This is a genomic window from Silvimonas sp., from assembly GCF_031291215.1.
Classification (GTDB): Bacteria; Pseudomonadota; Gammaproteobacteria; order Burkholderiales; family Chitinibacteraceae; genus Silvimonas; species Silvimonas soli.
Genome location: NZ_JARLJK010000064.1, coordinates 289,297 through 303,134 on the forward strand (window position 1 = coordinate 289,297; position 13,838 = coordinate 303,134).

Annotated in this window: 11 protein-coding genes; all 11 read left to right on the forward strand. The window is 58.1% G+C overall.

The window, feature by feature from the left end:
• Window positions 1-102 precede the first annotated feature (102 nt).
• The 11 genes from mreC (at window position 103) to P4L78_RS07580 (ending at window position 13,810) form a co-directional block, all read left to right on the forward strand.
• The gene (gene mreC / locus P4L78_RS07530) at window positions 103-996 is read left to right on the forward strand and encodes a rod shape-determining protein MreC (protein WP_309327455.1); all 894 of its coding nucleotides are present in this window, start codon (window positions 103-105) and stop codon (window positions 994-996) included.
• A complete protein-coding gene (gene mreD / locus P4L78_RS07535; protein ID WP_283150694.1) occupies window positions 996-1,502 on the forward strand; it encodes a rod shape-determining protein MreD in 507 nt (168 codons plus the stop codon). Before mreC ends, mreD begins: the two co-directional genes overlap by 1 nt.
• Window positions 1,499-3,394, forward strand: coding sequence for a penicillin-binding protein 2 (gene mrdA / locus P4L78_RS07540; protein WP_309327456.1), 1,896 nt, complete (start codon window positions 1,499-1,501; stop codon window positions 3,392-3,394). The genes mreD and mrdA overlap by 4 nt, the downstream gene beginning before the upstream one ends.
• A complete protein-coding gene (gene rodA, locus P4L78_RS07545; protein WP_283150696.1) occupies window positions 3,387-4,499 on the forward strand; it encodes a rod shape-determining protein RodA in 1,113 nt (370 codons plus the stop codon). The genes mrdA and rodA overlap by 8 nt, the downstream gene beginning before the upstream one ends.
• A gap of 77 nt (window positions 4,500-4,576) precedes the next feature.
• Window positions 4,577-5,602, forward strand: a complete 1,026-nt coding sequence (locus P4L78_RS07550) for a septal ring lytic transglycosylase RlpA family protein (protein ID WP_309327457.1) — start codon at window positions 4,577-4,579, stop codon at window positions 5,600-5,602.
• Window positions 5,603-5,731: 129 nt separating this feature from the next.
• Window positions 5,732-8,815 (forward strand): EAL domain-containing protein, encoded by a 3,084-nt coding sequence (locus P4L78_RS07555; RefSeq protein WP_309327458.1) that lies wholly within the window; start codon window positions 5,732-5,734, stop codon window positions 8,813-8,815.
• 106 nt (window positions 8,816-8,921) lie between these two features.
• Entirely contained in the window at window positions 8,922-9,824 is a 903-nt protein-coding gene (locus P4L78_RS07560) for a carbohydrate kinase (protein ID WP_309327459.1), read from the forward strand.
• 346 nt (window positions 9,825-10,170) lie between these two features.
• Complete coding sequence (locus P4L78_RS07565) at window positions 10,171-11,175, forward strand: LysR family transcriptional regulator (RefSeq protein ID WP_283150700.1); 1,005 nt, start codon at window positions 10,171-10,173, stop codon at window positions 11,173-11,175.
• 79 nt (window positions 11,176-11,254) lie between these two features.
• The gene (locus P4L78_RS07570) at window positions 11,255-12,253 is read left to right on the forward strand and encodes an aliphatic sulfonate ABC transporter substrate-binding protein (protein WP_309327460.1); all 999 of its coding nucleotides are present in this window, start codon (window positions 11,255-11,257) and stop codon (window positions 12,251-12,253) included.
• A gap of 76 nt (window positions 12,254-12,329) precedes the next feature.
• Window positions 12,330-12,977: an isochorismatase family cysteine hydrolase gene (locus P4L78_RS07575; RefSeq protein WP_309327487.1), complete on the forward strand. Its 648-nt coding sequence runs from the start codon at window positions 12,330-12,332 to the stop codon at window positions 12,975-12,977.
• Entirely contained in the window at window positions 12,974-13,810 is an 837-nt protein-coding gene (locus P4L78_RS07580) for an MBL fold metallo-hydrolase (protein ID WP_309327461.1), read from the forward strand. Before P4L78_RS07575 ends, P4L78_RS07580 begins: the two co-directional genes overlap by 4 nt.
• Window positions 13,811-13,838: the final 28 nt, after the last annotated feature.

Sequence of the window (13,838 nt, forward strand, 5' to 3'; positions counted from 1 at the left end):
CGGTAATAGTCGTTGGTCTATTGTTCGATTTTCCGGGAAAAGCAGCGGGCTGCCAGTTAACAATGCAGCCCGTTTGCTGGTTCTCGTCGCAACGGCGACACGATGCAAGCAACTCAACCAGCCTTTTTCAAGCAAGGCCCAAAGCCGCTGACGCGGCTTTTGATATTTTCAGTGTTATCGCTCGGCCTCGTGGTGGCCGATGCTCGTTTCCAGATGCTGGGACGAGTGCGCGAAGAAGTTTCTGTGGTGCTTTATCCGCTGCAATGGGCGGCCACCGCGCCGTTTGAAGCAGCGCGTAACGCCAGCAACTTTTTGAGTCGTCAGGCCGAATTGCTGGCCGAAAACCGCAAGCTGAACGACGCTCAACTGGTGGCCCAGGCGCAGGCCATGAAGATGCATGCGCTGGAAGCTGAAAACATCCGTTTGCGGCAGCTGACCGAGCGCCAGTCGTCGTTTGGCTCGCCGTCGCAACTGGTCGAGATTCTCTACAACGGTCGTGACCCGTTTACTGCGCGGCTGATTGTGGATCGCGGCGATGCTTCGGGCATCGAGCCCGGTCAGGCAGTGATTGATACCGTCGGCGTCATCGGCCAGATCATTCGCGTCCAGCCACTGACGTCTGAAGTACGCCTGATCAGTGATCGCGACCAGATGATCCCGGTGATGGTCGAGCGCAACCAGCTGCGCACGGTGGTTTATGGCATGGGCCGCAACCAGCCGCTGGAAGTACGCAATATGGCCCCGAATGTGGATATCCAGAACGGCGATACGCTGGTGACCTCCGGCATTGACGGCATCTATCCAGCCGGTTTGCCGGTCGCCAAAGTGGTGAAAGTCGACCGTTCTGCCAGCAGTGCCTTTGCCCACATCACTTGCGCGCCGCTGGCGCAGGTTGATCAGCATCGCTTCTTGCTGGTGCTCAATACCACCCGCAAGCTCCCCCCCTACCCGGAAGCGCCCGTCGTGCCGGAACCTAAAAAGAAACGGGGTCGCTGATGCCAGTCTCGCGCCAATTGCTGCGCCCGGTGCGTGGCACGCTGATTGCCTTTACCTTCTTGTTCGCACTGATTATCAATCTGCTGCCGTGGCAGGTGGGTCTGGCCAACTTCACGCCTGATTTTGTTGCGCTGTTTATCGTGTACTGGTCGCTCAACCAGCCGCGCCGTGTCGGCATTGCCTGGGCTTTTGTGCTGGGCATTCTAATGGATGTGGGCGATGGCAACGTTTTGGGTCAACACGCCTTTGCCTATGTGGTGATTTCGTACCTGACGCTGGCCCGCCAGCGTCAGCTGAATATCTTCCCGTTCTGGCAGCAGGCTTTTGTGGCGCTGGGCTTTTTGTGGCTGTCGCAACTGCTGATGATCTTGATCCGTCTGGCTTTGGGCAGCCCGTTTGTTGGCTGGGGCTATTTTGCCGGTAGCGTGTTGTCCGCGCTGCTATGGACTCCGCTCTCCAACATCCTGATGATGTACCAACGCAAGCCCAAGTCTGAATCGATATGAGTCGTCGTAGCGAGCTTAAGAATCAACTGGCGGAGCGTTATGCGTTCCAGCTTCGCCTTGCCGCAGCGGCACTGTTTGTCCTGGTCCTGTTCGGCATTCTGGTAGCGCGGTTTTCCTGGCTGCAAGTGATGCAACATGCCCGCTACCAAACGCTGGCCGAGCAGAACCGGATTTCGCTGGTGCCAATCGTGCCGCCGCGCGGCATTATCTATGACCGCAATGGCGTGATACTTGCGCACAATTTCTCGGCGTACACGCTGGAAATCACCCCATCCAAAGTCGGCCCGCTGGATGACTGCATTAACCGTCTCTCGAAAATCATCGACATCACGCCCAAGGATCGCCGTCGCTTCAAAAAGCTGATGGAAGATACCAAGGATTTTGAGTCGTTGCCGATCAAGACCCGGCTCAACGATGTAGAAGTCGCCAAGTTCGCCGCCAACAGTTATCAGTTCCCCGGCGTTGAAGTCAAAGCGCGGTTGTTCCGCCAGTACCCGCTGGGCGAGGTCGCATCGCATCTGATTGGTTACATTGGCCGGATCAACGATGCCGATGTACAAGACCTGGATGACGCGGGCGACTTGCCCAACTATCGCGGCACCGATCACATCGGCAAGGTCGGCATCGAGCAAAGTTACGAACAAGAACTACACGGCACCACCGGCTTTGAAGAAGTCGAGATTGATGCCGGTGGCCGGGCGATTCGCACGCTCAAGCGTACCGCGCCAACGCCGGGCAAGAACCTGGTGCTGTCGGTCGATATCAAACTGCAGCAGATTGCTGAAGATGCGTTTGGTGATCGCAAGGGCGCACTGGTCGCCATCGACCCCAAAACCGGTGGTGTGCTGGCGTTTGTGTCCAAGCCGGGATTTGATCCCAACCTGTTTGTGGATGGCATTGACCCGCAAAGCTGGAATGATCTGAATACCAGTCCGGACAAACCACTCAACAACCGGGCGTTGCGCGGCACCTATCCTCCAGGCTCCACATTCAAACCGTTTATGGCGCTAGGCGCGCTGGAAGGCGGTTATCGCTCGGCCAACGCCACCATCAACGATACCGGGGCGTTCAGCTTTGGCGGTCACTCGTTCCGCGACGATAAAGTCGGCGGCCACGGTATTGTGGATATGTATCGCTCCATCGTGGTGTCATGCGACGTGTATTACTACTCGCTGGCCAACGTGATGGGCATTGATGCCATTTCCAAGTTCATGGGCAGCATGGATTTCGGCAGCCCGACCGGTATTGATATCAATGGTGAAGTCGGCGGCGTGTTGCCGTCGCAAGAGTGGAAGCGCAAGCGCTTTCGCACTCCGGCTACCCAGAAATGGTATGCCGGTGAAACGATCTCGATTGGTATTGGTCAGGGCTACAACGCCTATACGCCGCTGCAAATGGCGCATGCGACCGCCACGATTGCCAACTCGGGTGTGATGTACCACCCGCACCTGGTCCAGTTTATTGTGGATGGCACCAACGGTGCGCGCACCCAGGTTGAGCCCAAGCCGGAAAAAATCCTGCCGTGGAAGCAAGCCAACGTCGATGTGGTCAAACACGCGATGGAAGGCGTGATCAAGGAAGGGACCGGCGCCAAGGCCTTTGCTGGCGCGCAATACACCGCGGCCGGTAAAACCGGTACGGCGCAGGTTTATAGTTTGAAAGGCGGCAAATATTCTGAGAGCGGCACCAAGGCCCACTTGCGTGACCATGCCTGGTTTATTGCTTACGCCCCGGCCGAAGACCCCAAGATTGCGCTGGCCGTGCTGGTCGAAAACGGGGGTTGGGGCGCGGCTGCAGCGGCACCTATCGCCCGTCAGGTACTCGATTACTATCTAACTGGCAAACAGCCAACGCAGGCGGCATCGGAAGTGGAGAGCAGCGACAGTGATTAAGGAATATTTCCGGCGCTTTATCCGCCCTATTGATCCGTGGCTGCTGCTGTTTACCTTTCTGGTGTTCTTGCTGTCCACCATCGTGCTGTATTCGGCATCCAACCAGGACATGGACAAGATCAGCGACAAGTTCACCTTTCTGGGTGTGGCTCTGTGTGTGATGTGGGTGCTGGCCAGCATGCCACTGCAAGTACTGATGCGACTGGCTTTACCCATGTATGTATTTGGCGTGTTGCTGCTGATTGCCGTGGCGCTGTTTGGCTCATCCAGCCACGGCGCCAAACGCTGGCTGAACATCGGCGTGACCAAGATCCAGCCGTCCGAATTGATGAAGATGGCGCTGCCGCTGATGCTGGCCTGGTATTTCCATCAATTTGAAGCGCATCTGAACTGGAAGCACTTTATCTCGGCCGCGTTGATGATCGTGCTGCCCGTCGGGCTCATCATGAAACAGCCCGACTTGGGCACCAGTTTGCTGATAGCCGCTGCCGGTTTTTATGTGCTGTTCTTTGCCGGTTTGTCGTGGAAGCTGATTGGCGTGATGGTCATGGCGGGCGGCGGTCTGGCCTATGTGGTCACTCACTGGCCGTTATGTATTCATATCCTGCGCGAATACCAATGCCAGCGCGTCGCCACCATGCTCGATCCAATGCAGGATCCGCTGGGTGCGGGTTATCACATTATTCAGGGCACCATTGCCATTGGCTCGGGTGGCATGTTTGGCAAGGGCTGGCTTAACGGCACGCAGACTCACCTGGATTTCATTCCAGAGCGCACCACCGACTTTATTTTTGCCGTGTTTGGCGAAGAGTTCGGTCTGGCCGGCAATATCGTATTGGTGTTGCTGTATCTCATGCTGATCGGCCGTGGTCTGACCATTGCCAACAATGCCTCTACCCTGTTTGGCCGCTTGCTGGCCGGTTCGCTGACCCTGACCTTTTTCACCTATGCCTTCGTCAATATGGGCATGGTGTCCGGCATTCTGCCGGTGGTGGGCGTGCCGCTGCCGCTGGTGTCGTATGGCGGCACTTCCATGGTGTCGCTAATGGCCGCCTTCGGTATTCTGATGAGCGTGGGCAAAGATCGTAAATTGATGAAAGTGTAGGTGCGTGAGCTCACCGCGTTCGCACCTGTGCATGCGTCGCTGAGCGTACAAACCCTGCGTTGGGTACGGGAGAAAATGTGAAGAAATGGTTCAAGCGCGCTGCCGTTTGCGGCGGCGCCGTCTTGCTGGTGGCCTGCGGTAGCGCTCCGCGCAAACCCGCTCCCACCGCACCTGCCACCCCGTCTGGCGAAGCACCGCCCGCACAGCTCTCCGGCACTCCCTCTCCGTATCATTGCGCGTATACCGCCGGAGCCCAAGGCAGCGGCGGGTTTTATCTGGATGACGGTCCGCACGACACTTTGCCACCGTGGATCGACCTGGTGCCAGAACCCGTCCCGCGCTGGGAGCCACTCAATCGCTTCGCCAATAATCCGTACACGGTATTGGGCCAGAGTTTTACTCCGCTCAAGAGCCCTGGCAGCCTGAAACAACAAGGCACGGCATCGTGGTATGGCCGCAAGTTCCATGGGCAGAAAACCTCCAGCGGCGAGGTTTATGACATGTACACCATGACGGCGGCCTCACCGATTCTGCCGATTCCGAGCTATGCGCGGGTCACCAACACCAAAAATGGCCGCAGCGTCATTGTGCGAGTCAATGATCGTGGTCCGTTCAAGAAAGGCCGGGTGATGGATTTATCCTTCCTCGCCGCCTGCCGTCTGGGTTATGCCATGAACGGTAGCACCGACGTGGTGGTGGAAAGCCTGGCGCCCGGCCAGCCGATTCCCACCGATACGCCGCAACTGGCTACAGCCCCCGCCGCAGTTGTAACCACCCCGCTGGCTGATGCAGGTGCCACAACCACCAGCCAGCCGCTGCCCGCTGCGCCGGTCGTTGCAGAAAAACCGGAACCCGTCCCGGTGACGGTTTCAGCCGCCGGAGTATATCTGCAGCTCGGCGCATTCAGTTCATTGGGAAACGCCGAGAATTTCCGTGACCATTGGGCGCGTGATCTGGAAGGCGATGCCGCCAAACTGGGCATCCAGTCCAGCGGCAATATCCACCGCGTGCGTCTGGGGCCATACCCGGATCGCCAGGCCGCGCTGGCTGCCGCCGAACGCCTCACCGGCGACCATAACCTGCAAGCGGTGATCTCCCGCTGACAGCAGGATTTGTCGAGCCAGGCTGACGAAAAGCGGTTGCCGGGTACGAAGTGTCTCTTCTGCCCGACGCCGCGTTGCCAAGGCCGCTGCTTTACTCAAAAATGAGCATCCATATTTTTGAGAGTAGCAATGGTGCAGCAGCCCCGGTCTTCGCAAGAGCAGGATGCGGGTCACTCTTTTAGCCAGATCCGCAAGATCCTGATTTCACTGTTTCTGCTGGTTTTGCTATTTGCACTTGGCGTCATTGCCTGGTCGATTTATCGCAGCTACCTGGATCGTGTTGCCGCCGCCGAACAGCAGATGCTGACGCTGGCACGTTCGCTGGACGAGCACGTGGGGCGCACTCTCGACGCCTCGGTCGAATCGCTCTACACCTTGCGCAATGATGAAAAATTGCGAGCTTGCCTGACCAGCACGGATCGCGACTGTCTGCACGAGATTCTCAAGAAAACGGCCAGCCGCTTTACCCAGGTCAGCAGTTACTCTGTCATCAGCGCCAATGGCGATTTGCTCGCCTCCTCCACTGACGGCCCCTTACCGGATCGGAATCTCGCGCAAACCCGGTATTTCCGCGTCGCCAGCGCCCAACCCAATCTGCCCTGGTACGTGGGTGAACAGCAAAGCGACCCGGCCAGCGATGCAAGCATCATTCCGGTTGCTGCCAATATTAGTGACCAACACGGCGGCACCCTGGGTGTCTTGGTTGCAGGCTTAAGCCCAGGCTACTTCTACCGGTTTTATGAATCTATCGACCGCAGCAACCAGCTGACAATTCGCCTGTTTCGCGACGATGGCATTCTGCTGTTGCGTTACCCGCGCGCAGACGACGAAATCGGTCGCGATATCTCTTTCATGCATTTTTTTGACAGCGTGTTCAGCCATGGCACCGCTGGCGTTGCCACCGAAACCAGCGAGGTCGACCAACAAACCCGCATCTTTGGCTGGCGCCGGATCCAGGGATGGCCGCTGGGCGTTGCAGTCGGCGTGAATCGCACGAGCGTCCTGGTCACCTGGAAACGCTCAATTGTCATAAATGCCGGCATCGTGCTGTTGATGATCCTGGCCGGCGGCCTGCTGCTGGTGTACGTGCTGCGCCAGCTCAAACGGCTCGAGAAAGCCGAATCTGATCTTTATCTCACCAAAGCAGCGGTAGAACGCGGTGCCGACATGGCGCTCTGGCTGGATCGGGACGGCCGTGTCTGTTATGCCAACGCCATTGCCTGCCAGCGTCTGGGTTATACCGAGCAAGCACTCTGTGCCATGCGTTTGCGCGATCTGAACCCGAACTTTCGCAGCGATACCTGGCCCAGGTTCTGGAACCGGCTGCAGCTGCGCAAGCATCTGGTTGATGAAAGCATGCTGAGAACCCGTGACGGCAAGTCGTTTCCGGTTGAGGTGTATTCCAATTACATCGTTTACAACGGCGAGGAATACAACTGCGCGGTAGCGCGTGACATCTCGGAACGTCACCTGGCGCAAGAAGCCATTGTGCGCAGCGAGCAGCAATTGCGGCTGGCTCTGGAGGCATCCAGCACTGGCCTGTTTGACATGCCACTGGAAAGCCGCACGCCCGCCGTAACCAGTCCCGAGTACGACCGGTTGCTGGGCTATGAACCCGGTGAGATGACCGAAACTTTCGAGAAATGGAAAAACCAACTCCACGCGGATGACCGCGATGAAGTGCTCAACGCGCTGCGCAGTTATTACACCGGTGCCGCCGCGCAATTCACCATTGAGTATCGCCGGCGCACGCGGCACGGTCAGTTTCACTGGTTCCAGTGCCGTGGCCGGCTGGTTGAAGTCGAGAACGATGGCCGCCCGACGCGCCTGATCGGCACTGTCACCGACATTACCGAACGCAAACAGGCACAAGACCGCATTACTGAACTGGCCAATTTTGACCCGGTTACCCGGCTGGCCAATCGCAACTTGCTGCGTGACGAACTGCGTTTATCCATTGCCAGCGCCGAGCGCCGTGGTCACGCCTTGGCGGTGCTGTTTCTGGATCTGGACCGCTTTAAAACCGTCAACGACTCGCTCGGTCACGCGGCAGGTGATGAGGTGCTCAAACAGGTTGCGCAACGTCTGCGTGGAGCAGTGCGCAAATCCGACATTCTGGCGCGCCTGGGTGGCGACGAGTTCGTGGTGGTGCTCACCGAAATCCAGAGCATGGTGCAGGCAGCGGATGTGGCATCGCATATCCTGGCGGTATTTGCCGAGCCGTTCGAGCTGGAAGTGGGCAGCTTTGCAACGTCGACTTCAATCGGCATCAGTATTTATCCGGACGACAATGAGCATCCTGATACGCTGATTCGCAACGCCGACGTGGCGATGTATCAGGCCAAAGCCAGCGGTCGCAACAACTTCCAGTTTTTTACCGCCGACCTGAACGCGCGCGCGTCCGAGCGACTGCAACTGGAAACCAGCATGCGCCTGGCGCTGACCAATCAGGAATTCGTACTGCATTACCAGCCGCAGGTGAGTGTGCCGGGCAATCGCATTATTGGTGCCGAGGCGTTGATCCGCTGGCAGCACCCCGAACAAGGTTTGATTCCGCCGTCGCGGTTTATTCCCATTGCCGAAGATTCGCGCATGATTGTCGCCATCGGCACCTGGGTCTTGCAGACCGCCTGCCGTCAGGCCGGGAAATGGCAAGCGGCGGGACTTGCGCCCATGACCATTGCCGTGAATCTGTCGCCGCTGCAATTGCACCAGCCCAATCTGCCCGAGATCGTCGCCGAGGCCTTGGCCGATTCTGGTCTGGATGCGCAGTATCTGGAACTGGAGATCACCGAGTCCGTCATCATGCAAGAAGGCGAACAAGTAACGCTGGTGCTGCACCGGCTGAAAAAACTCGGCGTAAAACTGTCGATTGATGATTTTGGTACCGGCTACTCCAGTCTGTCTTACCTCAAGCGTTTTGCCTTCGACAAACTCAAGGTTGACCAAAGCTTTGTGCGCGACCTGACCACCGATCCCAACGATGAGGCCATCGTGCTGGCGATTATCGGTCTGGGCAAAACGCTGGGTATGGCGGTGCTGGCCGAAGGCGTGGAAACCGCCGAGCAACTGGCGTTTTTGAAGCTGGCCGGCATTGACTCGGTGCAGGGTTATTTGCTGAGCCGCCCCATCACCGCCGAAACGTTTGAAGCACTGGTTACTCCCGCCCTGCCTCTCAGCCAGCAATCCCCTAGCCCTGGCGCTACGGTGTAAACCCGATCACCACTCGCCCGGTCTGGCGCGGATAATGCGCAATAATGCGTGCGGGCCAATGACTGGCTTGGCAGCCCTCGACTCGATCTGACTGGAAAGACTGGCAATGAATCCGAAATTCGTCGTATTTGGTGAAGCGCTCACCGACTTTATCTTTGAAGGTGACGGACTCTGGCGCGCGGTGCCGGGTGGCTCATGCTGGAATGTGGCACGCGTTTCGGCGCGTCTGAGTCTGGCCACCGCTTACGCGGGCGCGGTCAGCACCGATAATTTTGGCGACGACTTGACGCGTCTGGCGCGTGAAGCCGGGCTGGACATGCGCTTTATGCAGCAAGTGGCGCGCCCGCCGCTGCTGGCCATGGTGCCGTCCAAAACTCCGCCGCAGTATTTCTTTATCGGCAATGACAGCGCCGACCAGCATTTTGACGTCGACCAACTGCCGCAAGGCTGGGTGGATGATCTGGAGATCGCCCACTTTGGTTGTATCAGTCTGGTCCGCCAGCCGCTGGCAGCCAAGCTGGTGCAGATTGCCGAACGCATCAAGGCCGCTGGCAAGCGCATCTGCTTTGATCCCAACTACCGCAACCTGATGCAAGACCCGGCGTATCGCGCCACCTTGCAGCGCATGAGCGAACTGGCCGATTACATCAAGGTGTCCGATGAAGATCTGGAACATCTGTTCCCCGGTGAAACGCTGGCGGGCGCGCTGGGCGTCTTGCGGCAATGGGCGCCAAAGGCCTGGGTGTTGCTGACTCGCGGTGGTGACGGCATGACGCTGATTACGCCACAGGGCGAAGTCAGTCGTGGCGTATACAAAGTAGAAGTGGCCGATACTGTCGGCGCCGGTGATGCCAGCATGGGCGGCTGGATTGCCAGCCTGTTGAACAATCCGGATGCGCCGCTGGAAACGCATCTGAATTACGCCGCAGCCGCAGCCGCAACCGTGTGCCGTCAGCACGGCGCGTATGCGCCGACGATGGCGGAAGTGGAAGCATTGATCAACGCTTGATCGGGGCCGTGGCGTGGCTTGGCCTTCCTGGTTGCCACGCCACGCATTCTCATCATGCTTAATCTGGGCCAAACCCGCCCTGCCGTTGCACGCATGGTGATTAATTTCTCCGCCAATCTGTCCCGTCACCGCCCGATTCGTCCAAGCCGTTGTGATGGCTGAAAAGTCATCACGCGCGCAGGGCTTTGAGCGTGCCGCCAACGTGTAGTCCGTCCTGGCTGGGGCGAAATATTCCGCAGCTTCGAGAAGGTCATTGATCACCAGAGGCCGCGCCCAAGCCAAAGGCTTCGCCTGGAATTGCGATAAATGGTCTTGCCGATGCTGCACTTGAACTCAGGAGAATGCCGTGGTCGTCAGTGACATTGATCTTCGTTTGCTGCGGGTTTTTCGTGCGGTGGTCGAGGCAGGTGGTTTTTCGAATGCGCAGGCCTTGCTCAATATCAGCCAGTCGACCATCAGCACGCAGATGTCACAACTGGAAACGCGCCTTGGCTTCACGCTGTGTCATCGCGGGCGCAGCGGCTTTCGACTGACGGAACAGGGCGACCAGATGTACCGGCAAGTGGTCCAGCTCTTCCAGTCGCTGCAGCAGTTTCAGTTACAGGCAGAAGAGTTGAAAGGCGGGCTTTGCGGACATCTGCGTATCGGCATTATCGACAGCATCATTACTGATCCGGCCTGCCCGGTCAGCCGGGTGCTGGCAGAGTTCGCACGCAAACCAAACAACGCGGTCCGTATCTCATTGCAGGTAATGGCGCCGCAAGAGCTGGAAACGCAGCTGCTCGACAACCGCATTGATGTGGCATTCGGCATTTTCTGCAGCCCGCTTTCGGGCCTGACCTACAAGCCGCTTTACCAGGAGCGTGATGTGCTGGTCTGCCATCGCACTCATCCGCTGGCCGCCCTGCCTCAAGGATCGGCCCTGACCAGCGAGATCAGTCGCGCGCGCAAAGTCATCCGGACTTTTCTGGGTACGCAGGAGCTGGTCCCGCTGGATACCGACGCGGACACTATCTTTGCCACGGTCACGAATATCGAGGCGGCAGCGCTGCTGATCCAGAGTGGCGCGTACATCGGCTTTTTGCCGGAGCACTATGCGCAACACTGGATTGATCGCGGCGACATGGTCGCCTTGCTGCCCGGGCAATGCACTCGCCATTCGGATTTTTCTCTGGTGACCCGGACACATCAGTCTGCGCCGTCCCGTTCATTGGCGAGTTTTTTGCAATGCGTGGACAGTGTGCTCGCCAAGTTGGACACACCCGCTGCGGACCCCCACGATAATCCGCGCCAGACTCACTTCGCTCCAGCCGATGTCAACATTGATCCTTCGTTATTGAACGTCCGTTGAGCGCTGCATAGGATGAGCTTACAAATTCATCCCCGCGCGACAGTCGTCCAGCGGCAACATAAACGAGTTGGAGTTATTCATGCGAAAAGTCAGCAAGGCTCTATCCAAAGCAGTGGTGCCAAGCCGGAAATCTTTGTTGGGCGTGGCAGTGTTACTGGCTGTCGGGCTCGCCAGCCCGCTGACGCAAGCCGCCGAAAAACTGAAAATCGGTTACAACAATTGGGTCGGCTCTGCCGGCGTTTTCGTCGCACAGGAAAAGGGCTTTTTTAAAGAGGCTGGCCTTGATGTCGAGTTCGTGCCGTTCAAGGGACCAAGTGATGCCATTCCACCGCTGGTGGCCGGACATATTGATCTGGCGTTAACGACTGCTGACAACGTGGTCCTCGCGAATGCCAGAAGCGGCGCTGATCTGAAGATTATTTTTGCGACGGATACTTCCAACGGTGCCGACGCTGTTGTGTCGAAGAAGTCCATGGGCAGCTTTGCCGATCTCAAGGGCAAGACCGTCGCCGTCACCCAAGGCGAGGTCAACGAGTTGCTGTTGCTGAAAGGTCTTGAAAAAGCAGGCATGAAGCCCGGCGACATCAAAAGCCTGAACATGGACCCGGACAGCGCAGGCGCGGCCTTCATTGCTGGCAAGGTGGATGCCGCCGTGACTTGGGAGCCGTGGATTTCGCAAGCCGTAGCTAGTGGTGGCAAGGTGGTGTTTTCCAGCTCGCAAATCCCCAACCTCATTCTGGATGTCGTGACCGTCACCCCTGCGACCATCAAGGCCAAACCGAAAGCCATTGCGGCTTTTCTGGCGGCGGTGAACAAGGGTACGGCGTTTGTCAGATCCAATCCGGATGAGGCGATGCCGTTCGTGGCCAAGAAGCTCGAAGTAAAACCCGGTGAAGTCAAAGACATGCTTGTGGGCGTGAAGCTCTATGACATGGCCGACAACGCCAAGCTGCTGCACGACAACGTTTCGGCCCAAACGCTGGACAATATCTCGGCGTTCTACACCAGCCGCAAGACCATTCCGAAAGCCATCAAGGGCGCCGGGATGGTCGATGGGTCCTTCATTCAGACTCATTGAGAGAACGAAGATGATTCCGATCTCCTGCCAACACAGTCGACGTTTTGACTTGGACCCACAGCACACGGCCTTGATTGTGATTGATATGCAGCGCGACTTCCTGGCACCGGAAGGTGCCAGCGGAGTTAGCGGGTTCGACCTGAGCCCGCTGCGCGCCATCATTCCCCGTCTGCAAAACCTGCTGAGTGCAGCACGCGAGCACGGCGTGAGCGTTTTCCATACCCGCGAAGGGCATCGTACCGACCTGGCGGACTTGCCCGAGACCAAGCGGCAACGCTCACTGCAGGCTGGCGCGCAAATCGGCGCGCCGGGGCCTTTGGGGCGTTTTCTGGTACGTGGCGAGTTCGGGCATGACTTTATCGATGAGTTGCAGCCCATACCTGGCGAGCCAATTATCGACAAACCCGGATATGGCGCGTTTTATGCCACTGATCTGGAGCACATGCTCCGCCGCAAGGGCATCACCCATGTGCTGCTAACGGGCGTTACGACGCAGTGCTGCGTGAATTCGACTTTGCGTGAGGCGGTAGATCGGGGATTTTTCTGCCTGACGCTAGCCGATTGCTGCGCGAGTTTCGAGCCCGCGTTACACGACGCAACGCTGCAAATCATCGCGAGCGAAGCACATCTATTCGGCTGGATTGCGAACGGTGAAAACGTGACTTGTGCCCTGGAGAAACACACCGCGGATGACAGCAATCGTGCAATCGAGCAAACGGCATGAATATACAATCTGAGTTCAGCACCGCGCGTCAGCCCTGGGGCACAAACAGACCGTATCCGGTCGCACAGCGCTGGTACGAACGTCTTGATCTGGAAAATGGCGTCACTCGCTTCTGGGAGCCGCATGTACATCCGCTGGAGCAGGCCAATTTCTGGCATATCCGGGGCAGTGAAAGAGATTTGCTGATCGATAGCGGCATGGGCATCGTGCCGTTGCGTCCGAGCTTTCCGGACCTGTTCGGCGGCAAGGAAGTCATCGCATTGGCAACGCACACGCATATCGATCATATCGGCGCGATCCACGAATTCGAGCATCGCTGGGTGCACGCTGCCGAGGCACGTCAGATGGCGCATCCGTCCGGCGTGGTGACACTGGTTTGCGCGGATATCCATCCGCAGCTGAGCAAACTGTTTGTCGAAGCGGGTTACCCACCATTCGACGAATTGCTCATCGACGCCATGCCGTATGAAGGCTACGACCCGCGCCAATACCGTTTGCGCGGTGCTGTGCCGACGCATCTCGTCCATGACAAAGACACCATTGACCTGGGCGACCGGCGTTTCGAGATCATCCAGTTACCCGGCCACTCCCCCGGCAGTATCTGTATCTGGGAAGAGGCGACAGGGGCGCTGTATTCCGGCGATCTCATCTACGACGGGCCATTGGTTTACGAAGGGCCGGGCATGGATCTGGAGGTTTACGCCCAGTCGCTGCGCCGCTTGAAAGCCATGCCGATCCAGGTGGTCCATGCGGGGCACGACCCCAGTTTCGGCCGCGCCAGATTGATCGAAATCATCGACACCTATCTGCGGCGCTGGGGCATGGGCGACTAGTCACCGTAACCAAACGCGCCAAGCCGTT